This is a genomic window from Pseudomonas sp. FFPRI_1 (genome assembly GCF_055384485.1).
The window spans coordinates 4,917,208-4,941,724 of the sequence record NZ_AP029168.1 but is presented as its reverse complement, the minus strand read 5'-3'; the positions used below and the strand labels follow the sequence as shown (position 1 = coordinate 4,941,724).

The following is a 24,517-nucleotide window of genomic DNA, read 5'->3' as shown; positions in this document are numbered from 1 at the left end:
CATGCACCTGCTCAGGACCCAGCCCGGCGGTTTCGTGTCGGATGACAACATTGCCGACCTGGGACAAACCCCCGCCGAGCTGGTGATCCTGTGCAGCGGCGACTCCAGCCTGGCGCTGCTGGCGGACGCCGCCGAGCAGCTGCCCGCGGACTACCCCAGCTTTCGCCTGGCCAACCCGATGCAGGTGCAGAACCACGCCTCGGTGGACCTGTATGTGGACCAGGTGCTGCGCCACGCCAAGGTCATCCTGATTTCCCTGCACGGCGGCATCGCCTACTGGCGCTACGGCGTCGAGCAGTTGGTGGAACTGTCCCAGCGCGGGGTGCAATTGATCCTGGTGCCGGGTGACGACCGCCCGGACCCGGAGCTCAGCGACTTGAGCACGGTTGCTGCCAGTGAGCGCGACCGCCTGTGGCAGTTTTTGCGCCAGGGCGGGCGCGACAACGCGCTGAATTTCTACCGCTGCCTGGCCAGCGGCCTGTTGGCGCGCGACTACCCCTGGAGCGAACCGCAGACCCTGCCGCGCACGGCGATCTACCACCCGCACAAAAGCCAGGCCGCCCTTTGCGACTGGCAGGCCGACTGGCAGGAGGGACAGGCGGTGGCGGCGCTGCTGTTCTACCGCTCGCACCTGCAGGCGGCCAACACCGGCTTTATCGACCTGTTCTGCCGGCGCTTGCTGGCGGCGGGCCTCAACCCCTTGCCCATAGCGGTGGCCAGCCTCAAGGAGCCCGGTTGCCTGAGCCAGGTGGAAGACTGGCTGGATGAAACCGCGGCCGCGGTGATCCTCAATACCACCGGCTTTGCCCAGTCCAGCCCCGAAGCCCCGCACCTGCGGCCGTTTCGTCGCAATATCCCGGTGATCCAGGCGATCTGCGCCCAGGACAACGAACCGGGCTGGCGGGACAGCGAGCAGGGCCTGGGCCCCCGGGACCTGGCCATGCACATCGCCCTGCCGGAACTGGACGGACGGATCATCAGCCGGCCCATCAGCTTCAAGGACCTGGCCTGGCGCAGCGAGCGCAGCCAGTCGGACGTGGTCTGCTACCGCGGCCAGCCCGAACGCATGGATTTCGTCGCCCAGCTGGCGCGGCGCTGGGTCGAGCTGGGGCGCCTGGACAACGGCCAGAAACGCATCGCCCTGGTGCTGGCCAACTACCCGACCCGGGATGGTCGCATCGGCAATGGCGTCGGTCTGGACACCCCGGCCGCGGCATTGAACATCCTCAAGGCCCTGCACGCCGAAGGCTATCCGCTGCCTGCCGAACTGCCGGCCAGCGGCACCGAGCTGATCCGGCAGTTGCTCGGCGGGGTCAGCAATGACCTGGACAGCCTCGACCAGCGCCCCTGCCAGCAGAGCCTGGCCCTGGACGAGTACCTGGCGCTGTTCCAGGCGTTGCCCGAGGCCAACCGGCAAGCCTTGCTGGAACGCTGGGGCCCGCCGCAACAGGACCCGATGTACCGCGACGGGCGGATGATGATCGCCGGCCTGCGCTTTGGCCTGACGTTCGTCGGCATCCAGCCGGCCCGGGGTTACCAGGTGGACCCCAGCGCGGTGTACCACGACCCGGACCTGGTGCCGCCCCACGGCTACCTGGCCTTCTACTTCTGGCTGCGCCAGACCTACGGCGCCCATGGGGTGATCCACGTCGGCAAGCACGGCAACCTGGAATGGCTGCCGGGCAAGGGCGTCGGCCTTTCCGAGCAATGCTGGCCCGATGCGCTGCTGGGGCCGCTGCCGAACATCTACCCGTTCATCGTCAACGATCCGGGGGAGGGTGCCCAGGCCAAGCGTCGCACCCAGGCGGTGATCATCGACCACCTGATGCCGCCCCTGACCCGCGCCGAAACCTACGGCCCGCTGCGCAACCTGGAACTGCTGGCAGACGAATACTACGAAGCCCAGTTGCTCGACCCACGGCGGGCCCGGGAGCTGCAACGGGACATTCTCAAGCTGGTGCGCGAGACCCACATCGACCGCGAACTGCAGCTCGGTGAACAGCTCGACAGCGACGCCGATGCGGCGATCTGGCTGCCGCGCCTGGACACCTACCTGTGCGACCTCAAGGAATCGCAGATCCGTGATGGCCTGCATGTGTTCGGTGAGTCCCCCGAGGGGCGCTTGCGCATCGACACGTTGCTGGCCCTGCTGCGCATTCCCCGGGGTGACGGCAAGGGCCCGCACGCCAGCCTGCTGCGGGCTCTGGCCAAGGCCTTCGAGCTGGGGTTCGACCCGCTGGACTGTGCCCTCGCCGAACCCTGGACCGGCCGCCGTCCGCAACCCCTGCAAGCCCTCGACGGCGCCCTGTGGCGCACCGCCGGCGATACCCGCGAGCGCCTGGAGCTCTACGCTGGCCAGTTGATCGAGGCGGCGCTGCAGGGCCCCCTGGCGCAGTTGCAGCAACCCGGCTGGGAGCCGGTGCAGATCATTGTCGAGGCGCTGCGGGAGGTTGTGGCGCCGCGCCTGGATGCTTGCGGTCCGGCAGAAATGCACGGCCTGCTGGATGCCTTGAGCGGGCGCTTCGTTCCCGCCGGCCCCAGCGGCGCCCCCAGCCGCGGGCGCCTGGATGTGCTGCCCACCGGGCGCAACTTCTACTCGGTGGACGTGCGCAACCTGCCCACCACCACCGCCTGGCGCATCGGTTTCCAGTCGGCCAACCTGATCCTTGAACGCCACCTGCAGGACCACGGCGACCACCTGCTGCAACTGGGCCTGTCGGTGTGGGGCACGGCCACCATGCGCACCGGCGGCGACGATATCGCCCAGGCCATGGCGCTGATGGGCGTACGCCCGGTGTGGGCCACCGGCAGCCAGCGGGTGGACGACTTCGAGATTCTGCCCCTGAGCCTGCTGGACCGGCCCCGGGTCGACGTGACCCTGCGGGTGTCCGGGTTCTTCCGCGACGCCTTCGCCAACCTGATCCGCCTGTTCGACGCCGCGGTGCAAGCGGTGGCCGCCCTCGACGAACCCGAAGAGTTGAACCCCCTGGCCGCCCGAGTTCGCGCCGAGCGTGCAGCCCTGGTGGCCTCCGGCCTGGATGCCGAGGCGGCGGCGCGCCAGGCCGGTTGGCGGATCTTCGGCGCCAAGCCCGGGGCCTATGGCGCCGGAGTCCAGGGTGCGATCGACGGCCGCTTGTGGCAGAGCCGAGAGGACCTGGCCGAGGTCTACCTCAACTGGGGCGGCTACGCCTACGGCGGCAGCGACGAAGGCACCGCCGCCCGCGAGCAGTTCGCCACGCGCCTCGCCCGGGTGCAGGCGGTGTTGCAGAACCAGGACAACCGCGAGCACGACCTGCTCGATTCCAACGACTACTACCAGTTTCAGGGCGGCATGCTGGCGGCGGTGGAAAGCCTCAGCGGGGCCAAGGCCGCCAGCTACCACGGCGACCACAGCCAGCCGGACCTGCCGAAGATCCGCAGCCTCAAGGAAGAGTTGAACCGGGTGATCCGCTCCCGGGCGGCCAACCCGAAGTGGATCGAAGGGGTCAAGCGCCATGGCTACAAGGGCGCCTTCGAAATGGCGGCGACCCTGGACAACCTGTTTGCCTTCGACGCCACCACCGAGCTGATCGATGATCACCAATACGCCTTGCTGGCCGACGCCTACCTGCTGGATGACTCGACCCGGGAGTTCGTCCGCCAGCATAATCCCCACGCCCTGCGGGACATGACCGAGCGCTTGCTGGAGGCCCAGCAGCGTGGCCTGTGGCAGGAGCCCGGCGATTACCGCGAGGCCCTGGAAAACCTGCTGCTGGATATTGAAGAAGATTCCTGAGGCGGCGAGTGCTGTGCACTCGATCGCGAGCAAGCTCGCTCCTACAACGGCAATGCGCTACCTGTAGGAGCGAGCTTGCTCGCGAAAGCCCCTCCCGGACACCCCCGACCCGACCCAAGCGAGACCCCGACATGAGCGACACCCCACATTTCCCGCTGTCCGCCGTGGTCGGCGCCGATGCCCTGAAACTGGCGCTGTGCCTGACCGCCATCGACCCGAAGATCGGCGGCGTGCTGATCGAAGGGCCCCGGGGCATGGCCAAGTCGACCCTGGCCCGGGGCCTGGCGGATCTCTTGGCCAGCGGGCCGTTCGTCACCTTGCCCCTGGGCGCCACCGAGGAGCGCCTGGTGGGCACCCTGGACCTGGACGCCGCCCTGGGCCAGGGCCGGGCGCAGTTCTCTCCCGGGGTGCTGGCCAAGGCCGATGGCGGGGTGCTGTATGTCGATGAGGTCAACCTGCTGCCCGATCACCTGGTGGACCTGCTGCTGGACGTGGCGGCCAGCGGCACCAACCTGATCGAGCGCGACGGCATTTCCCACCGTCACTCGGCCAAGTTCGTGCTGATCGGCACCATGAACCCGGAGGAGGGCGAACTGCGCCCGCAACTGCTTGACCGCTTCGGCCTCAACGTGGCCTTGAGCGGCCAGACCGCGCCCCTGGAGCGGGGGCAGATCATTCGCCGGCGGCTGGATTTTGACAGTGACCCCGAAGGCTTCTGCGCCCAGTGGGCCGAGGCCCAGGCCGCACTGCGCGAGCGTTGCCAGCAGGCGCGAGGCGCCCTGCCGAACATCCCGCTGGACGATCAGGCCCTGGCGCTGATCACCGAGCGCTGCTTTGCCGCTGCCGTGGACGGCCTGCGCGCCGACCTGGTGTGGTTGCGGGCGGCCCGGGCCCACGCCGCCTGGCGTGGCGCCAGCGCCATCGCCGAGGAAGATATCGACGCCGTGGCCGAGTTCGCCTTGCGCCACCGCCGCCGAGAGAATGCGCCCAGTGCCCCTCCAGCAGGGCAAAGCCCCCAGGCCCCGGCCCCGAATAATGCCCAGCCCAGCGAAGGCCAGGGGCAATGGGGCGAAATGCCGGCCCAGGCCCTGCCCACGGGGGCTCGTCGTGAAGTGCCGAACTGGCCAAAAAAGCCCTAGGCATCCGTCCCCGGTCTGACGCGGGGGCGGATGCCAGGCCCCGTGCGGGGCACCTGAACCACGGCAGGCAAGGCCGCAGCCGCAGCGCCGGCCAAGGCCGGATCAATTGGCCGGGCACCTTGCTCAAGGGCCGGCCACGTCAACGCGAAGACCTGCTGTTTCAACTGCGCAGTCGTTCGCCCCATGAACTGTGGCTGGTGATAGTCGACGCCTCGGCATCGACCCGCCGGCACAATGCCTTGAGCGATGCCAAGGGCTTGCTGGCGCAGCTGTTCGACGATGCCTACCGCCAGCGCGCGCGCCTGGCGCTGCTGACCGCCAGCGGCCGCGCCCCGCATTGGCAAGTGCAGGGCCTGAAGGCTTCCAAGGACCTGCGGCACTGGCTTGACGGCCTGGGGGCCGGCGGCGGCACGCCGCTGTCACAGGCCCTGCACGAAGCCGCGCACTGGCTGGAGCAGCGTCAGCGGCGGCTGCCGGCGGAGCAGCAACGGCTGTTGCTGATCACCGACGGGCGCTTGAAAACCTTGCCAGCCCTGGCCCCCTTGAACTGTCCGACCCTGCTGATCGATATCGAGCGCGGCCCGATCCGCCTGGGACGGGCCCGCGATCTGGCGACTCTCCTCAACGCTGACTACCAGCACCTCGACGTCCATACGCCCTGACGACCTCCCCGACACACCGCACATCCCCCGTAGGAGCTGGCTCGCCAGCGAAGGCGTCCGCAAGGACAGCACAAGGCTCAAGGGCCCTTTCGCCGGCAAGCCGGCTCCTACAAGAACGACGCCGCTATCGCGCCAGCTGTAGGAGCTGGCTTGCCAGCGAAGGCGTCCGCAAAGACAGCACAAGACTCAAGGGCCTCTTCGCCGGCAAGCCGGCTCCTACAAGAACGACGCCGCTATCGCGCCAGCTGTAGGAGCTGGCTCGCCAGCGAAGGCGTCCGCAAGGACAGCACAAGACTCAAGGGCCCCTTCGCCGGCAAGCCGGCTCCTGCACCGGGCGAGGCTGTTGTTGTCTGCAGTGGGGCGGGAAGCGGCTACGCTTTGCGCTGTCTTTCACAGGAGTGACTTCATGCGCGTACTGGTGCGTAACGATAAGGACGATTTTCGGGTCAAGGCCTATGCCGGAACCAACGGGGTGCTGCTGGCCATGGACCTGGATGCGTCGCGGCGCCAGGGGCTGCTGGGGTTTGCCATCGAAAAACAGACCGGTAACAAACCCTGGCTGTTTCTGTTCAACAGCCTGACTTTCCCCGGCAAGCCCCACACCTTTCCCCAGTACAACGCCACCCCCAGCGATCAGGCGCCGCTGCAGAAATTCCGCTGGGCTGACTACGCGGTCAACCCAGGCGCCACCCTCAACTACCGGGTGCACCTGGTCTATGGCAGCAGCGATGCGCCGCAACTGGGCGAGTCGTTGCTGCTGAGCCTCACCGCCGACAATGGCCAGCCCCCGGGGCAGCGGGTGATCTTCAACCGCGCGGTGGCCGCCAGCCAGGCGTTTTCCCGCAAGTTTCCCGAGTTGGACTCCCAGCTCAGTGGCAACAAGACCCTGCCCATCGAAGCCTGGCCGGACGCGGCGCGGCAGTGGCTGGAGAACGGCCTGCTGGAGCAATTGCTGGGCTTCATCCAGCGAGCGGTCGACAACAGTTGGTGCCTGGACATCGCCATCTACGAGTACCAGTTGCAGTCGATCATCGACGCGGTCAACGCCGCCTTCGATCGCGGCGTCCAGGTGCGGGTGCTGTACCACGCCGCCCCTGGCGATGCCGACACCACGATGAACCAGGCCAGCCTGCAGCACCTGCCCGAGGCCAACAAGCGCGGGCGGGTGACCCACGCGATCTTCCACGACAAGTTCATCGTCCTCAGCCGCCTCGACGCCAACGGCCAGCGCCAGCCCGGCGCGGTGCTTTGCGGCAGCACCAACTTCACCGCCAACGGGGTCTACCGGCAGGCCAACGTGGTCCATTGCCTCGACAACCCCGCGCTTGCCGCGCACTACCTGCAGGTGTTCGAGCAAGTCTGGGCCAACCCCGCGGATGTGGGCAGTACCCGCAAATGGCTGACCCAGAACAACCCCATGCAAGCGGACGCCGCGTTGTTTGCCGGGTTCTCCCCACGCAGCGGCCAGGGCGACCTGAGCGAGTTCGTCGAGATCATCAACAGCGCCCGCCGCGACCTGCTGTTCGTCACCTCCTTCGCCTTGCCCGACAGCCTGCTCGATGCCTTGCTCGGCCAGCCCCATGACGATGTGCTGCGCTACGGCCTGCAGAACACCGCCAGCCGCATCACTGGCTTCCACGCCGACCGCAGCGCCGAGTTCGCCGCCACCGCCTTGCTCAACAACGGCCTGGAGGGCTGGCTCAAGGAAGGCCTCAAGGGCCAGAAGGGCAACCTGCTGGTGCACACCAAGGCCATCGTCACCGACTTCACCAGCGACGCGCCGGTGATCATCAGCGGCAGCCACAACCTCAGCGTCGGCGCCAGCCAGAGCAATGACGAGAACTTCCTGATCATCCGTGGCGACACGGATCTTGCGGACCGCTACGGCCTGGAACTGCTGCGTTTCTACGAGCATTACCGGTTTCGCTACTTCGCCAGGCAACTGGCCTTGAAACAGGTGCAGCCGCTGGCAGTGGATGACAGCTGGAGCGATGCCTATTACCTGGAAGGCGATCTGCGCCAGCTGTCACGGCTGCGCTTTTCCGGGCGTTGAGCGGGCACCGGCGCCTGGCCCGGCTTTTCTCCCAGGGCCAGGCACCGCACTCACGCGTTAGAGCCTGGGCACCGGGCTCACCGTGGCGTTGCGCCAGGCGCTCTGCAGTTGTTCGTCCAGCAGCGCCGGCACGGTTTTGCCGGGCTGGTTCTGCAGGCTCAGCTTGAGGCCGTTGAGGGAGCGGCCGCTGAGGCGATTGCCCGCCAGGTCCTCGCGAAAGACCCGCTCCGCCTCGGCGTACTGCTTCTGCTCCAGCAGGGCGTAACCCAGGGATTCGCGCAGGGTGTAGTACCAGTCCGGCGGCTCGTTGTAGGCCAGGGCATCCTGCACTTGCACCGCCTTGCGCCAGGCGGCGATCTGCTGTTTGCCGGCGTCGCCTTCGAGGGCCTGCAGGTCGCCGTTGAGGCCGTCCTGCTGCTGCTTGAACACCTGGTTGCCGAGGTTCTTGAGGGCTGCCAGGTCCAGCGGCCCGGCGGCGCTGGACTGGGCCCGATTGATCAGCACCAGGTTGGCGATGCGCAGCAGTTGCAGGGCCGGGTTGTTGCCGTACTGCAGGGCGTTCTCACCCGTGAGCGGGGCCGCGGCGACGGCCTGCCAGAAGCCCTTGAGGGCCTCCCGGGCCTGGTCCTGATTGAGGTGTTGGGCGCTCAGTTGCTGGTAGGCCAGGGCATAGCTCTTCATCAGTTGGGAGTAGGGCCGGGTCAGTGCCTGCCAGTCCTGGCTGGCCGCCTTGCAGGTCTGGTTGATGGTCGCCAGGCCCGCGTCGATCTTCGGTTCGATCCGCGCCAGGGCGTCCCAGTCTTCGAAGCGCACGGCGAAGTAGTAGGGCACGGCGTAGAAGTAGTCGGTCTTGGTCTTGAGCTCGGCCGGGTACTGCTGGCAGAGGAAGGGCAGCGCCGAGTATTGAGTGGTGTTCTCCACCAGTTCCTCGGCCATGTTCATGGCTTCGTTGTGGCGCCCCTCGATGGACAGGGTCCAGGTCAGGAAGTGGATGTTGTGCCCCAGGTAGTGCAGGGCGTAGGGGCTTTGTGGCTGCACCTGATGGGTGTAGGCGCGGTCCACCGAGACCGCGGTGTAGTTGGCGGTGCTGGCCAGGGCGTTGTTGCCGATGCGCTGGTAGATGTGCGAGGCCATGTGCACCAGGTGGCCGATGGCCGGGTTCTGGTCGCGAAAGCGATCGGCCATGGGCAGCCCGCTGGCCGGGAACGGCGACTCCTCGATGGCGTGGATGTAGAAGTGGTTGGCCCCGGTGTGCTGGTCGTCCTGCACCAGCACCCGGTTCAGCACCTGCAGCGCCTCGTAGGCCTCGTGGGTCGGTTTGACCCTGTCGGAGACCGCCTCGGTGCCTTCCCACCACTTCCAGGGATCGAGGCTGAGCAGGGCGTCGGCGTACAGGGTGGCGGCATCCAGGTCGTCGAAATAGGTTTCCGACAGCGTCTTCATGGCGTCGGCGTAGCGCCGGTTGCCTTCGCCGCTGAGGATGATCTGGCCGTCCTGTTCACTGTAGAGGCTCAGCAGTGCCTGGGCGTAGTCCACCTCGCGCTGCAGCTGGCGGGGGCTGAAGGCGGCCTGGGCGGCGCTGTCCTTGAGTCGGGCCTGGGCATGTTCCAGGGCGATCTGCACCGAGCGGTAGGCCAGTTGGTTGCAGCCGGTGGTGGCGACGCTGTTGATGTTGGAGTTGGCCGACAGGGCAATGCCCCAGTAGGGCATGGCCGCGTCGTCGTCGAAACGGCTGGCCTGGTAGAAGGCGCGGATCGCCGCGGAGAAGTTGAAGCCGTATTGCAGGGCCATGCCCTGGCTGTAGAAGGCTTGCACCTGCTCCGGCTGCGTGAGGCTGACCAGCGGGTAGCGGGTGCCGCCCAGGCCCGAGAGCAGTTGGTCGGGCTCGGTGTCCTGGCGGCTGACGCAGTGTTGCAGCACCTGCTCGTAGGGCATGTCCGGCGGCACGGGGGTAAAGCGGATGACCTTGGCCTCGGCACCATGGTTCATGGTGTGGGCCTGGGCACTGCAGGTGGCGAGCAGCAGGCCGGCGACCAGGCTGCTGCGCAGAAAGGGGACGTCCATGATTCGTGGCTCCTTGGTTTTTTAGCGCCATGGCCGGGCAGCGCAGGTGTGCCGGCGAAAGCAGTGCGATGCATGCGTTCGCCGGCCGGCCGGTGCCTGGCTTGGGCCTGTGTCAGTCGTTGTCGTGGCTGTGGCGGGCGACGAACAGCGGGCCGTCCGGCTTGGCCAGGCGCTTGATCTGCGGCGCCAGGTCACGTTGGGGGATGACCACCTGGATCAGTGCCGGCCGGTCCTTGAGCCGCAGCAATTGCGGCAGCAACTGCTCCAGCCCGCTGCGGGTCGAGACCTTGAAACCCTCGGCGCCAAAGCCCTTGGCCAGGGCCAGGTAGTCCCAGGTGGGCAGGAGGTCGAAGGGGGCGAACTGGCCGCCGGGCTCGAACGCATCGATGTCGACGAAGGCCTGTTCGATGGCGTAGGCCTCGTTGCTCATGACGAACACCAGGGCATTGATGCGGTTGCGGGCCAGGGTCGACAGCGACTGGCAGATCATCATGAAGCCGCCGTCGCCGGCCACCACCACCGGGCGTCGGCCACTGGCCAGGGCGACTCCCAGGGCGCAGCCGGTCTCGTGGCCCAGGGAACCCCAGATGGCATCGGCGACAAAACTGTCCCGGGGCAGGCCGTTGAGGTTGCTGGCGGCGTACAGCGCCGAGCTTTCGCCGAGGATCAGGCTGCTTTCGGCCCACAGGTTCTGCACGCGGGCGACGCGCTCGAGAATCTCCAGGAACAGCTCGTAGCCCAGGGGATCGTCGGCGCTGCCCTGCTGCAGGCGCACCGCCGGGGGCGGTTCATGAGCACTGCAGGGCAACGGGTAATCGCTGTCCAGGCCCATGGCCCCCAACAGCCTCTGCAGGTATTGCGGCAGCGGCACATGGGGGTAGTACTGCAGGCCGGTACGGGCCAGCTGGGTGTTGACCAGAATGATCTGGCTGAAGTCCTTTGCCAGCAGTTGCAGGTAGTCGTCGGTGAAGATCACCCCCAGGGCGAGGATGCAGTCCACGTCCTTCATCAGGGCCTGGGTCCACAGGCGCGAGGCAGTGCCGGCGTAGGTGCCGATGAACTGCGGGTGACTCTCGTCGACCACGGTCTTGGCTTCGAGGCTGGTGGTGAAGGGCAGGCCGCTGGCTTCGATCAGGCGCATGACCTGCTCCTGCAGGCCGAAGCGGGCCACCTCGATGCCGAGCATGATCACCGGCGAGCGAGCGTTGCCCAGGCGCAGCAGGGTGGCCTCGATGGCCGCTCGCAGCGAGTCGTCGTCACAGCGGGCGGCCAGGGCTTGCAGTTCGCCCTGGGGGTGGGGGCAGGGCTCGCCCCAGACGTTCTGCCAGGCTTCCAGGTAGATCGGCCGGCGTTCGCTGATGGCCTTGACCAGGGCCTCATCGATCAGCGCCGGAGCGTGCTCGCTGTCGTCGAGGATCAGGCTGGCCACGGTCACGGGTTCGAAGACCTTGCACCCCACCTGCAGATCCCCCGTGGAGTGGTGGAACAGCACGTCCTGGGACCAGATCAACTGGCGGTTCTGCGCCGACGGGCTGGCGCTGATCAGCACCACCGGGTTGCGCTCGACATAGGCGCCGGCAATGGCGTTCAGGCCGCTGAAGGTGCCGACGCTGTACTGCAGCGACACGGCGCCGATGCCGGCGTAGCGGGCGTAACCGTCGGCGGCGTAGGCCGCAGCCATTTCATTGACCTCGCCGACGGCGTCGATACCGTCGAAATCGTCCAGGGCCGACATGAAGTGCGAGACGTAGTCTCCGGGCACCTGGAACACCTTGCGCAGGCCCAGTTGGTGCAGGCGGGTGAGCAGGTAGTCGGCGACGGTAAAGGGCTTATTGCTGGCCATGGTCGATCCCCTCGTAGGCGAACTGGGTGACGCCATCCAGGGTCTTGGCGCAGTCCTGGCACGGCAACGGCTGGTCGCTGGGCAGGGTGCAGCCGTCCGCGGGCAGCGCGGGCAGCAGGGCATAGTCCTTGGACAGCCAGTTGGGGCGCTTGAGGCCGAAGAAGTCCTGCAAGGTCGATTCGGCCACGGTCAGTGCGCCTTCCACCCAGCCCTGGCCGATGGAGTAGGCCTCGCCGACGATGTGGATCTGCTGGTCCGCGACCGGATGGCGCATGCGGTAGATGATCTGGTCGAGCCGGTAGTTGGCTTTCCATTCGTGCCAGCCGCCACCGTAGGGATCGGCGTCCCAGGCGTGATAGACCGCCGAGTAGGGCCGTGGCAGTTCCACCTGGTCATGGACCTGGGTGACCTGCATCTGCGCCACCCGGACCATTTCGTCGCTGACCTGGAACTCGGTTTTAGGCACCACCTGCGCAAGCTGCAGGCGCCCGGCCAGGTTGGCGGGCAGGTGGCCGACAAAGGGCGCGCCGCCTTCCAGGCCTTTCCAGAAGGGTACGGTGCCGATGTCGTTGTAGGAGGCCATCAGCAGCGAGTTGAGATTCGCCTCGCCGCCGGGCTGCTCGCATTCGGTGCCCATGTAGTAGATCTGTCGCACCGGCAGGTCGGTGACCGAGCGCCCGGCCACCAGGCCCAGGCTGCGCCACCAGGGCTGCTCGTAGGCCAGGAACAGCTTGAACGCCGACTGCATCAGCACCGAGCCGAGGTTCTCCTTGAGCCAGGGATCCTCGAACAGCGGTGCGTCGATCAGCTCCAGGGCCCGGCGCGGCATGGCCAGGATGATCTTCCTGGCCTTGACCACCTGGTGGCCGGCGGCGTCCCGGGTGTTGCCGTCTTCGGTGACGGTGCTCTGGAAATGCAGGCGATAGGGGAACTCAGGGTCCTTGGCGTAGCTGATCTTCGCCAGGCGCTGGTTCATCTGCACCCGCTGCTTGCCAGGCAGCACCCCCGGCAGCTTGGCGAACTTCGCCGCCAGGGTCAGGGGCAGGCTCTGGAAGCCCTTGGTCAGGGTCAGGAAGACCGTGTCGTCGCTGTATTCGGTGGCGGGCAACTGGGTCACCGCGCTGGCGTTGGCAACGTTGGCGTCATAACCGCCGGCGTCCTTCATGAACTGGTAGCCCTCGTTGCTCATGACCCGGTACAGCAAGTCCCAGAAGCCGTACTTCCAGATTTCCTTGCCGAACACCTTGACCTGCATCTGCTGGCACAGGCTGAGCTGGTCGAAGCCCGGGTACACGTAGTTCATCACCTTGACCTGCAGGTCCTCGGGGCCGTAGCCGCGTTCGGACCAGGCCAGGTCATAGGGGATCTTGTGCGGCGCTTCCTTGAAGTCGCGGTAGCGAAAGCGCTTGCCCCGCAGGTAGAACAGGTTGTTTTTCGAGCCCACCGGCGCGGGTGCGCCCATGGGGAAGGGTTGGCTCGGCAGGCGCAGTTGCTTGACCAGGCTGTCCACCAGCACATGGCCCCCGGGGCCGGGGATGTAGCGCATGCCGCCGACTTCGGCGACCACGTTGGGCAGGCCCGGCAGGTTGATGCTGAACAGCCGGCCACCGATGCGCGCGCTGTATTCGAACAGGCCGATCCGGAGTTTTTCACCCTGTTCATGCTGCAGGCGCCAGGCACTGTAGGTGCCCGACGCACCCCCGCCAACCACCGCGACATCGAGTTCGAGTTCTTGAGTGCTCATGCTGAATTCCTTTTCGCTGGAAGGCGGGCAGAGAGGCCCGTTGGCGACGTAGTATTGTTCAGTTCCAGCGAAATTCCAGTTTGCCATCATCGGCGGTTTCGCCCCGTGCAGCCGGGGACTTGCCATTGATTGTCGGACAATGTAAAGGCGCTGATACAGTCCGTGTCGCTGGCCCCGGCTTCGGGTCGACGGCAGGCGCAGAGGCCCTTGGATCAGGGCAAGGTCTGCACGCTGCAGGTGCCGACCGCCGATCACGGTGACGAGCCGTTAGTGAAGGGGGGGCAAGCCCTTGATGGGTTTAAACACTGAACGTCACGCACTTCAGGGCAGGTATGATCGCTCCTTTGCCCATCGCCGATCTGTCAGCAAGCCAAGGCCATGCAGGCGAGCCGCGTTCCAGGTCTCTTGAGGAGTTGTCGATTCATATGTTCAAACCCTTGGCATGTATCGTTCTCAGCAGTTTTTTCCTCACGGCGGCGGTTGCCGATACGGGATTGAGCGGAGTCTGGGAGGGGGTTCTTGACGGCAAGCAAATCAGGCTGTGTTTCAACTCTTCAGAGCCGGCCACGGCGGGTTGGTACGAGCTGGACCTTGCGACTGTGCAAGCACTGGGGCTGGTTCGCGACGCGGGTGTCTGGAGCGAGCCGGAGAACAAGGCGCGCTGGATGTTCAAGGTCGCTGAGTCGGGAGTATTGAACGCCGCCAGAACGGCGAGTGTCGACGGCCATGAACAGCGCCTGCGCCTGCTGCGACAAAGCGGCTCCAGCAGCGCGGACAACTGTGCCAGTGAGGCCTTTCGCAAACCGGTGGAAACCGCGTTGTCGAACACCCGGCTCAGCCGTCGTGACGTAGCGGGTTATCCCTATGAGCGCAGGGAGCGTTATGGCCAGGAGGTCATGGTGCTGGTGGGAGAGGGGGACGTGATCGCGAAGGTCAATGCGGACTTGTCGAGGCTGGCCAGCTATCCCGGGCAGGCGCAGACCTTTTACGAGCAACTCCGGCAATCGCTGTTGAACTACGCCAAGGTCGAGGTCGATGAACGTGTCGTCTCGCCTTACTACCGCTCGGAGAACTGGGTGACATTCAGGTTCTATCAGTGGGCCGCCGGGACCGGGCGCAATGGCATCAGTTGGGGTTTTCATACCTGGGATCTGTCCAGTGCAGAGGAGGTCGATCCCTGGAGTTGGTTCGGCGCGAAGTTCCAGTGGCACGATGCTTACTCGGGCAGCGTGCAACTGCCAGACAAACTGCGGCTGTGGCTGGCTTCCCAGGTCGAAGTCGCAGAGGGCTGTAGCGCCCTTGCCGAGAATGACAGCTACAACCTGACGTTCGATCGTCAGGGCATCCGGCTGACGACGCCGGCCTATGGTGATGGTTGTGAACTGGATCGGTCGTTCACCTGGGCGCAAGTGCAACCCTTGCTGGCGGAACCGGGCAGGAAAGCCCTGGCGCGTTTGCGGCACTAGAACGCCAGACGGGCTCCCGAGTACTGAACGGCGGGAGCCCGCAGGTGATGGCCGGGGTCTAGATCAACCCGCGGCCCTCAGCGCTGGTGTGGGGCGATCGAGCCCGGCTATTTAACAGCATTCAGTGCGTTGAGCACCGCGTTGTAGCGGCTGGTGCGATCCGCAGCGCCGTTTTGGCCGCCATTGATGACCTGGGTGATGCCCACAAAGTTGCCGGCATCGGCTTTTGCATTGAAGTTGTTGTTGCTCCAATAGAGGCCAGCAGAGTTACCGGCGTGAGGTTGTTGTTCCAGCAGCTCCGGGTGGTTGATCAGGTCCAGCCCCAGGGCTTGTCCTACCGACTGGTACATCGCTTTTCCGGAGATCTGAAAATAACCCCGTCCCCGGTATTTGAAACCATCTCCAGGCTGGTCATTGCCCATTCGCCCACCGTAGGCAATTTCAGCAATCTGCTGGGGCTGGTAGGCCACCTGTTGCGCTTGAGCAGGGGTGAAACGATTGGGCCAGGAGTTCATGATCGCTGCCGCGCTGTAGTTGAGGTTCTCCGTGACCCGGGTCAGGTTCAACGATTCATGCCCGGCCTGTGCAACAAATGCGGCAACCCGCTCCTTGGTATTGATCTGGTTGGCTCTCATCACGTCTTCGAGGGTGCTGTCGAACGTCAGGGTCTTGGCTGCCTCGAAGTTGCCCAGGCGGGCGTTCAGGTTCTGGATCGAAGCGTTCAGGGAGGCAACGTTGTGGGTCAAGGTAAGGCCGGCCATTTCGTTGTCCATGACCTCGGACAGGTTTTCCCCGTCGCCCTTGAGAATGTCCTTGACGACGTTCTCCTTGGTTCGTGCCAGGTAGTTCTGCTGCGGCAGGCTGGCCAATTGCTGCTTGGCCTGCTCCAGTCGCTCCGACTGTTCCTTGAGCAATTGCTGCAGGATGGGAATCGAGACCTTGATCTGATCGATTGGGGACGGGTTGGCCGCCAGGCCTGCCGCGCTTCTGAGGGCGTTGATATCGGTTTGCAGGTTCTGGTCCAGATGTTCCAGTTCCCACTTGGCGTTGGCTTCAATTTCCCCCCTGGCTTCCAGGTATTGCAGGGGCAGATAGGTGACCCAGTCGACCCCGATGTCCACATAGGAGTCATGGCTGGGCCAGCTTTGCGCTTCGGCCATGGTTCTATCGATGATTTCATTGCCGGGACTGATCCGGCCCAGGTTGACCCTGATAAAACCAATTCGAGTACTGCCGTAGTCGTAGGACGGGTTTGCATAGATGAAGGTAGGGGCTATTTCCATTGTTTATCAACCTTTGCTGAGAGCTTATGTGGATACCCAAAGGCGCCGATCCAGGGTGGAGAGGCATGGGCTTTGGGGTATCGCTATGCATAAATGCATTGATATGCATTTATGCAAACTGTACATGCGTACAGCGCCTCGAGCAAGGCAATAATGATTTTTATTCCGCGTCGGATTCAACGGCTGTGCAGGGTGCTGTCACGCTGGTCGTAGAGCGGCTGAAAGGTTTATCCTGCGCCCGCTCAATTACCGATAGGGATCATCGACCGATCATGCATGACGATTCACACTCGCCAGACTGCAGTTGCTGCCTGGACCACGACAGCGCCCACCAGGGCGTGCTCGACGCCCTGGAATTGATGGCGGGCCACCCCGAGGCCAGCGAAGACGAGATCGTCCAGTTGCTGCTGGAACGTGGCTACTCGCCCATTGCTGCGCAAAAGCTCACGGTCTTCGTGCCTTCGGCGTTCTCCTGGATAGTGCTCAAGCGCCTGGGGGTGAAACACCTGCCCAATCACTTCATCGCCCTGGATGAGGCGGGCCAGGAGGTACGGGTTCCGGTGTCCAGCCAGCACTATTTCACCGCCGCGCTGACCCTGGCCTACAACACCTTTGAAAACGGCTGGAGCAAGATCCTGTCGCGCAAGACCTACGAAATGGTTGCCGACCGCAGCGCCGAAATGGCTGCGGCCAATCAGGCCCTCTATCGCGGCGAATCCCTGCAGGGCACCGCGCTCGAGCCCTTGCGCGTGCTGCGCCTGGATGCCCGGGCGATGCTGGAGTAGAGGCCGGCGCGGTACTTCGTCTGCTTCGCCCGGCAAAGCAGCATCACAACGGCTCAATTGCAGCGTTCTAGTTCCGGTAGTCAGTGTCGCGCGCACTCGCGTGGCGACCAATACCCCGGTCAGGAGCAGCTAGATGCAAGCACAGTCGAGCAATGGATTGCAGTTTCTATTCGAGAAGAGCAAGGGCGTAGATACCTACTATCTCTACAACGCTGGCAACACCACGATCACGTTGCAGGAGGTGAGGATTGAAACCAATGTGTTCATCGGACGTGCGCCGGGACGCAACCTGACCACTGAAACCCGCGGCTGGATGCACCAGGCCGCGGACTTCGAGCCTTCCACCGACGATAAAATCAAGTACCTGCGTTTTCTGATCCAGGGCCAGGTATCGATTGGCCAGGTAACAGTGCCCATCGGCATGACGGTCAGCCAGCTGTATGAAGAGTTCTTCTGCTCCTGGAACCAGGGCATGATCCGGCCCGGCATCCAGATGACGCGTGAGGAAAAACCCACGCATTTTGTCTTCCGGCTGACTTACGCCAAAGACAATCTGCTGGAAATAGGGCCTTACGAGCAGGTCAGCCTGTCCTGCGCCAACTCCTTTTATGGCTTGCCCATCCGTTCTCCGGTTGCGGGTGTGCAATACCTGCCCAAAATGTCGGTGACGCGGGTACTCAGGCCGCAAGAGGTTGCCGGCGAGACCCAGGCCTCCAGGAACAATCTCAATCGCGACGAGGATCTTGCGCTGCAGGCACTGGTCCTGGTGAAAGACGACACCGAGAGACGCACGCTGGACCGCACGATGGCCGGCAAGGCCAGGTCCAAGGACCTGACGCGGCGCCTGGTGGGTTACTACGCCAACTACTTCATGTTCGAGCGCAATTACTTCGTCACCGATATTCCCTTGGATCAAGTCAACTGCATTTCCTATGGAATGATGGCGCTGCAAGGTGATGGCAGCCTGATCAGCAGTGATGAATGGGCCGACAACTATCAGATCGCCGCGTTGCAGTTCATCAAGGAACTCAATCCCAGCCTGCAGATCTCGTTGATCGTTGGTGGCTGGCCGAAGTGCCCACCGGTGCACTTCTACCTGCTGGAGGACCCGACGCAGTTGCCTGGGGCCAGTACCAGGCAGGGCATCTTCCAGATTTTCCATGTGCAGAACAGTGACCAATGGGCGTTGTTCTACAACCAGAATCCGGCGTTGTTGATCGATCATGCTCCCTTCGCATATTTCTTCAGCGGGAGCGACCCCACCGGGCTCTTTGATCAGGATGCCCCCAAGCGAGGCTTGTACCGGTGGTTGCATGAGCATGGCGAACGCTATCTGGGGCGCGAGATCGAGCCAGGCGAATCTGCCGATGTCGACGATGAGATCCTCGAGCTGGTGGGCTTGCTGAGCAAGGCTTTCGCTGCGCAAAAGGACGTGGCGCCTTTCGCCGCGCAATTTCGGCGGATCGCCAAGGACCCGCTGCTGCGCGCGCGCCTGGCGGAGTCGGCCAATACGGCGGTCACCACCCTGGGCTTCGACGGTTTTGAAGTGGATTGGGAGTACCCGGGAGCTGCGGATGCTGCGGCCTTTGTCGAGCTGGCCCGGGATTTGCGCAAGGCCTTGGGCAGCAAGAGCCTGTCCATTGCCGCCGCGGCCTCAGCGGGAAAGGTCAATGCCTTTGACATCGAGCAGTGGCGAGCCATCGGTGCGGTGGTCGATCACGTCAATATCATGAGCTACGACTACTGTGGCACATGGTCGAGCACTTCCTGGTTCAACACGCCGATGAAGGCTCCGGCCACCTCGACACCGGGCATCGACCCTACCTTTTGCCTTGAGAGTACGGTCAATACCTACCTGCACCTGGTGGCCGAGAACTGTCTGACGCGGCGGCAACTGAACCTCGGCCTGGCGGGTTATGGGCAACTGGTGTTCGTGGAGGGGGCGGACGATCACAACAAGGGGCTGCTCTGTCCGCAGGTCTCCGACCAAAACGTCATACCCCTAAAGGCCGGGGCCGATAAAGCCGGTGCAGTGCTCTACCGGGATATTGTCGCGGCACGGGAGGTTGGCGGCTATCGGCCGCAAGAACTCAAACAACCCCAGTTGGGGTGGTCCGGGATGGTTTTCGTGCCCGCCCTGGAGCCTACCGCCAAGGCGCCGTTCGCCTACCGCAGTGCTTCCGGCACCCGGTATGGCCTGTCGCTGAGTTATGACGATCCGCGCTCCTTGCGGCAGAAAGTGCGCTACGCCCTGGAGCAGCAATTTGGCGGGGTGATGATCTGGGACCTGTCCGGGGACGTGGAGGTGCATCGCGCCGACTCGCTGATCGCAGCCATCGCCGACGAGTTGCGTCAATGCCACCCGGCCACTGCCATGCCTTTGCTCGAACAGGAGCAGGATCCCTGGTTGAGCGCCGCCCGTGAGAGCCACGAGCTGGTGGCCCCGAGGGTGTCCAGCCAGGTGCAGGATTATGGCGCGCTCGCGCAGACGGTCTGCCAGCCACTGGGCAGTGGTCAGATTCTCGCCCTGGGGGTGTTGCCCTCTGCGGCCGTGCTGGTGTGTACCAGCAAGGTTCTGTCGCTACTCACGGCCCGTGGCGAGAAGGAATTCGAGCACCGTCGCAGTTATGGCGTGGCTTGTGCTTCGGCCCGGCTGTTGCCCCTGGGAAACGGCTGGCTGGTGCTGCATCAGGATGGCCAGTGGGTACAGGTCCTGAGTCAGCGCGACGGCGCTTTTCATCTGGAACACAAACTGTCCGAGGTCACTCAGGTGGTGCCGATCGGCACCCGGGGCGTGGTGCTGCTGCACCAGGGCAATGTGCTCCAGTGGTGGTTCGACGAGGCCGGTTGGAGCGAGCAGGAGCGGCACTGTCCCTCGGCTATCGCCTGCCTGGCACCCTTGCCCAATGGTGACGTGGTGCTGGTGAGCGGCAATGGTGAGGTGCTGCTGTGGCCGGTCGGGTGTGAGCTGCAGACGCTCAGTGGCGCGGCGCAGCAGCAACGGGCGCTGTGGCCTCTGCTCGATGGCCGGCTGCTGGCCTGGGGCAAGTCCGGGGAACTGATCCTGTGGCAGTTGCAGGGGGCCGCAGGGCAACTCCCGCGCCTTGAGCAGAGCCGATTGCCATGGAACATCAAGGATCTCGATTGGCTCGATTGCCTGGTATTGTCCAACGGCGGCTTCGCCCTCCTGGCGCGCAACCGGCTGGTGCTGTGGCGGGCTGTGGAAGCCGGACGAGCCTTCGAGGTTGTCCAGCAATTGACCCTGCCGGACACCCAGGCCATGACGCTGTTGGCCGATGGCAGCCTGTTGCTGGCTCAGGGGCAGAGCCTGCAGCGCTTGGGGTTCCCGTGCTGGCCTCAGGTCCAGGAGTGGCGATTCACCCCGTGGCAGGCCATGGACAAGGACGCCCGCACGTCCTTGCACTGGTTGGCTCGGCGCGGGCGCAGCGCCACCTTGGAGCAGTGGCTGAGCGACGGCGCCCCGGCGGACCTGAGCAGTGGCCAAGGCCGAACCTTGTTGGCCGAGGCGCTGCAAAGCCGGCAGACCGCGACCGCGGCCTTGTTACTCAGCGCTGGCGCCCCTTTGTGCCAGCCGGATGACGCGGCGGTGCACAACCGGCTGTTGCAGGAGGAGGTCCTTGCGCAGTTGCTGCCGGCTTCGCTGAGCGCGGTACTGCCGGCGCAAAACTGCCTGCCGGTGCTCAAGCAGGGGTTCACGCTCGACTGGCTCGAAGCTTCGCAGCGCCAGTTCCTGTTGAGCTATCCGCTGCTGACGGCGCGGATGGCGATCGCCGTCTACCTGTTGTTGCCGAGCCTGGCCGACCGTATCCAGAACCTGCTGTCGGTGTTTGTGATCGATGACGAGTGCCTGGAACTCTTGCAAGGGCAGCACCCGGAGCTGGCGACGCCGGTCAAGGCCTTGCAGGGCCGCACTTATGCCAATCCACAGGCGCTGGATGAGGCCCTGGCCGCCTGTGTGGCATCAGGGCAGCAGGTGCCGGTGCAGTGGCCACAGTGGCTGCGCGATGCCAGCCGGCGTACCGCGCCGGGACTGAGCGGGGAAGCCCGGTACGACCAGGCGCTCTATGATCGCGGGCGGCAGATTTTCCAGGCAGTGCTCGATCTGGCCCTGGAGCAACCCCTCGGGGCCTTGCAGCACAAGCAACTGCTGGATCAGCTCGCCGCGCTCGCGGCACCGCAGCCGGGCGCCTTGTTGTGTGTAAAAGGCGAGCTGTCGCTGGCCGACCTGCCCCAGGACACCAAGGACTTCCTGACCCTGTATCCGCGTGCCGGGCAATTGCTGGTCACCCAGCTCAAGACCTGGTCACCCGAGCTGGTGAAACTGCTTGAGCAGTACCTGGAGAGCGTTGGCGTGGCCGCTGCCGGCAGCGGCAGGGAGCTGGATGGCGACTCTTCGGATGTAGCGCACCGGGCCATCCGCGCGTTGCTGGTGGCTACGGTGCAACCGCCCATGAGCGAGGCTCAGGCGACGGATTTTCTCAGCCGCCAGGCCCCGCTCCCCTGGTCGCCACCGCAGGACCCGTTGGGCATGTCCCTGGCCCGGGCCAACTGGTCTTTTGATTGTGCGCCCGGTGGCCCCGCGGGCAACGATGAACGGCTCAGCGACAGCTATGGCGGTTCTGGCCATGCGCTGGACCTGCCAGGGCAGGTACCCGGTTCGCTGCCACTGCCAGGCACGGACCCGGCCCCGAGCTTTGGCGGTACCAAGGATTACATCGCCCAGGTGCGTAAGGCCGGGGCGAGCATGGTGGACAAGTCCAAGCCGGGCAAGGACAACTTCGAGGTCAATAAAAAGCGCAATTTCGACCGGGTCGAAAGCAGCCATCCACTGAGCTCGCAGATCAACGCGGCGCAGGATGCGCTGTTGCTCAGCTATCGGGGATTCGATGCATTTCAGGCGCAGACACAGAAGCAGATGGCGCCCCTGAAATACGACCCCATGAGCACTGACTCGATTAACGCCGCCTACAAGGCCGCCGGTGGTGTCGGCGACGTGCGCTATTTGGACGACGGCGTGAAGAAGGGCTACATCGACACTCAGGTCGAGGAAAAGGAGCAGTTGATCAAGCAGAAAAAGAGCGAGTTGGACAAGGAAAACGCCGACCTGAAGCGTTTGAAGGAACAACGCGCGCTTGAAGTCTCCTGCGACCCGTCAGTGCGCAAATGGGAGGAGCGCCAGGCGACCCTAAAAAAGTGGAATGACAGCCTCGACCAGTCCCGTGAAGTGCTGGAAGGGATCGGCAGTGCTTCACGCTTCACCCGCATGATCGGCAACCTGTGCATGGGCGATGGTGATGAGAAGAGCACCTTCAACAAGGTGATGGACTACATCGACATCACCGTGAGTATTGCGGTGGTGGCGGTGGACACCATCAAGGCGGTGGCCAATGCCTTCCAGGCGTTCCAGGGCGGCAGCAAGCTGGGCGGGGTCATGGGGATCGCCGGTGCGGTGTTCAACATCGCGGTCAGTCTGTTCAACATGTTCAATCCCCAGCCTGATCCTTACCTGGAAGCGGCCAAGGCCATTTCCAAGCAGCTCACCCAGGTCTATGAAAACCTCAGCAAGCAGTTGGATCGGGTGATGCAGCAGTTGCAGGGATTGAGCCAGCAGGTGAGTATTCTCAATCATCAGATGGACGCACGTTTCGATGGTTTGCAGCGTCAGCTGGATGAAATGTCGAGCCAGCTCGGCAGTTCCCTGGAGCACCTGAACAATGCGCTGGTAAGCGGCTTTCGCATGAGCCGCGCAGAGCTGCGTTCGGCGACCCAGCAGACCTTGGCGAGCATCGTCTGGAGCCACGACGACCTGGCCAACCGGATGGCGCTGTCGAACCGGGAACTGAGAACCGACCTGGCCGGACTCAGTGCCTTGATGAATACCCAGATGCTGGCCGACCTTGAGGAAATCGACGTCATTCTGAGCAATGCCGGGCGGGAACAAGGAAAGCCCAGCGCGTTGCTCGCGCTGCGCCAGGATCCGGCACGCTTGCAGGCCCTGCGTGATCGCCTGGACAGCGGCCTGCGCCACAAGCTGCTCGCCGGGGGCATTGCGCAGCCCTTGGCCGAACTGTGCTTCGACAGCTTTGACCCGGCGGCGCTGATGGACAGTGCCCAGACCCAGGCCACCGAACATTTCGCTGAGTGTTTCGCGTTCTATTACTCGACTCAGCAGTCCGATTCTTACGACCGTTCGAGCAAGGTCTGGCGTTCGACTGTCGTCGCCTTGCCCCTGGCCCGGCACTATGTGCGCATGCAGTCGTGGTACGCCCCCTGGCTGGAGAACCCGCTCAGCGTGATGGGGCCGGTGTTGGAGCTGGTGGAGTCACCGGTGGCCAAGTCCCGCGAGTTTCTGCTCGAGCTGCCTGGCAACACGGACTTTTTCGAGCATTTGCTGAACCAGTACCTGGATCGAGCGCTGAGTTTGCACGGTGCCTGCCAGAGGGTGGCGGTGCGTGAGTTTGGCCAGAGTTTGCGCCTGCCCACCGAGCGCCTGACACAGACCCCCTACCTGTTGCCGCTGATGTTCGATCGCTTTGCCCGCCTGGCCTTGACCGAGCTGGTATCGGAGACCGTTGCCAGCGATCGCCCCGAGCGTCGTGACGATGACCTGGCCGCCGTGCAAGCGTTTCTCAATGCCCCCGCCGGCAATTGGCGGCTGCAGAAAATCGGCCGGACCCTGGCCCTGGGGCACGCTTTGGGCGCCTGCGATCTGTACCTGGCTGGCGACGACTCGCAGCGCCAGCTGGGCATGGTATTCGCCGGTCGGAGCATTGGCCTGGTGCAGTTGACGTTGCAGAACAACCGCTTGATCAGCGCCCGGTTGCTGGAGCAGGACAATGCGCTGTTCGCCGCCCTGGGGCAACTCAACCAGCAGGTGCGGCAGCAGTGGATCGCCACTTACAACCGTCGCATCCCTATGGATTGTGTCGCTGAGCTCAAGGCCCTGGACACCAGCGTTTCCTGGTTGGCGCTGTTCCTCGGGCTGGCAGGCCTGAGCACCGAGCAACTGGCGCGGGTTCTCGGTTCGTGCTGGGACAGCCAGAGGGTCCAGGGCTATCTGCAACGCCAGGGGGCCGGCCCGGGCCCGGCAGCGGACCAGCTGTCACCGCCGTTTGGCCAATTGGCGTTCTATACCAGCGACCTAGTGGAGCAGGCCAAGGGGCTGCTCAAGAGCGTGTTGCGCGAGGTGACGCCGACGCCTGTGCCAGAGTTGCCGTCCCTCAGGGATCGGCTGTTGACGGAGTTGGATGCCCTGCTGCTGCAGGCGCGGGGCTTGCGGGATGAGCTGGCAGGCACGCGGATCAGCCAGGCCTGGCTCGACCTGGGAGTGGCGGCGCAGGATGGCTGCATCCGCCTGAGCCAGGAGCAATTGCGCAGCGGTATGACTTTGCCGGTCACGCCGGCTTTGCCACTGTCGCGCCGTAGTCGCCTGACCTTGTCGGGCAGTGGTCGCTTCAACCTGACCTGGAGCGATCAGAGCGGCCAGTTGGGGGTACAGGCGGTGGACCTGGATCAGGCCGGGATCGCGCAAGTGGAACTGGGCAGCAGCGAGGCCCAAGCAAAACTGGTCAGCCTGGGTTTCAGCCTGGAAGGCGAGGGGCCGCAAGCTTGGCTCGAAGGGGTATGGCTGATGGCTGAGGAGGAGCCGGGAGCGCCGTTGCTCAGTTGACTCCCGGCGCCCG

At 64.6% G+C, this 24,517-nt stretch carries 11 protein-coding genes; 7 read left to right on the top strand and 4 right to left on the bottom strand.

The features are described 5' to 3' along the window. Position 1 precedes the first annotated feature (1 nt). The 4 genes from cobN (at position 2) to ACZ5BO_RS21830 (ending at position 7,629) form a co-directional block, all read left to right on the top strand. Positions 2-3,775: a cobaltochelatase subunit CobN gene (gene cobN, locus ACZ5BO_RS21845; protein WP_464696447.1), complete on the top strand. Its 3,774-nt coding sequence runs from the start codon at positions 2-4 to the stop codon at positions 3,773-3,775. Positions 3,776-3,906: 131 nt separating this feature from the next. Continuing rightward, positions 3,907-4,914 (top strand): ATP-binding protein, encoded by a 1,008-nt coding sequence (locus ACZ5BO_RS21840; protein ID WP_464696446.1) that lies wholly within the window; start codon positions 3,907-3,909, stop codon positions 4,912-4,914. A 53-nt stretch (positions 4,915-4,967) separates the two neighbouring features. Further along, positions 4,968-5,576, top strand: coding sequence for a vWA domain-containing protein (locus ACZ5BO_RS21835; RefSeq protein WP_464701337.1), 609 nt, complete (start codon positions 4,968-4,970; stop codon positions 5,574-5,576). A gap of 406 nt (positions 5,577-5,982) precedes the next feature. Beyond that, positions 5,983-7,629 carry a phospholipase D-like domain-containing protein gene (locus ACZ5BO_RS21830; protein WP_464696445.1) on the top strand — a complete coding sequence of 549 codons (1,647 nt, stop codon included), beginning with the start codon at positions 5,983-5,985 and terminating at the stop codon, positions 7,627-7,629. Between the two features lie 57 nt (positions 7,630-7,686). On the opposite strand, the gene ACZ5BO_RS21825 is transcribed toward ACZ5BO_RS21830, so the two are convergent. The 3 genes from ACZ5BO_RS21825 to ACZ5BO_RS21815 all read right to left on the bottom strand — a co-directional run bounded on the left by ACZ5BO_RS21825 (position 7,687) and on the right by ACZ5BO_RS21815 (position 13,280). After that, a complete protein-coding gene (locus tag ACZ5BO_RS21825) occupies positions 7,687-9,693 on the bottom strand; it encodes a hypothetical protein (RefSeq protein WP_464696444.1) in 2,007 nt (668 codons plus the stop codon). A 112-nt stretch (positions 9,694-9,805) separates the two neighbouring features. Further along, positions 9,806-11,536, bottom strand: coding sequence for an alpha-keto acid decarboxylase family protein (locus ACZ5BO_RS21820; RefSeq protein ID WP_464696443.1), 1,731 nt, complete (start codon positions 11,534-11,536; stop codon positions 9,806-9,808). Then, positions 11,523-13,280 (bottom strand): flavin monoamine oxidase family protein, encoded by a 1,758-nt coding sequence (locus ACZ5BO_RS21815; RefSeq protein WP_025130401.1) that lies wholly within the window; start codon positions 13,278-13,280, stop codon positions 11,523-11,525. Before ACZ5BO_RS21815 ends, ACZ5BO_RS21820 begins: the two co-directional genes overlap by 14 nt. 425 nt (positions 13,281-13,705) lie before the next feature. Here ACZ5BO_RS21815 and ACZ5BO_RS21810 point away from each other — a divergent pair, with 425 nt between their 5' ends. Continuing rightward, a complete protein-coding gene (locus ACZ5BO_RS21810) occupies positions 13,706-14,746 on the top strand; it encodes a hypothetical protein (RefSeq protein ID WP_464696441.1) in 1,041 nt (346 codons plus the stop codon). Between the two features lie 107 nt (positions 14,747-14,853). Here ACZ5BO_RS21810 and ACZ5BO_RS21805 read toward each other — a convergent pair whose 3' ends face one another. Then, positions 14,854-16,029 carry a glycoside hydrolase family 19 protein gene (locus ACZ5BO_RS21805; protein WP_025129708.1) on the bottom strand — a complete coding sequence of 392 codons (1,176 nt, stop codon included), beginning with the start codon at positions 16,027-16,029 and terminating at the stop codon, positions 14,854-14,856. 272 nt (positions 16,030-16,301) lie between these two features. On the opposite strand from ACZ5BO_RS21805, the gene ACZ5BO_RS21800 reads away from it, so the two are divergent. Both ACZ5BO_RS21800 and ACZ5BO_RS21795 read left to right on the top strand, forming a co-directional pair. Next, on the top strand, positions 16,302-16,814 hold the full coding sequence (locus ACZ5BO_RS21800) for a hypothetical protein (protein WP_464696440.1): 513 nt from the start codon (positions 16,302-16,304) through the stop codon (positions 16,812-16,814). Positions 16,815-16,947: 133 nt separating this feature from the next. After that, entirely contained in the window at positions 16,948-24,504 is a 7,557-nt protein-coding gene (locus ACZ5BO_RS21795) for a glycosyl hydrolase family 18 protein (protein ID WP_464696439.1), read from the top strand. Positions 24,505-24,517: the final 13 nt, after the last annotated feature.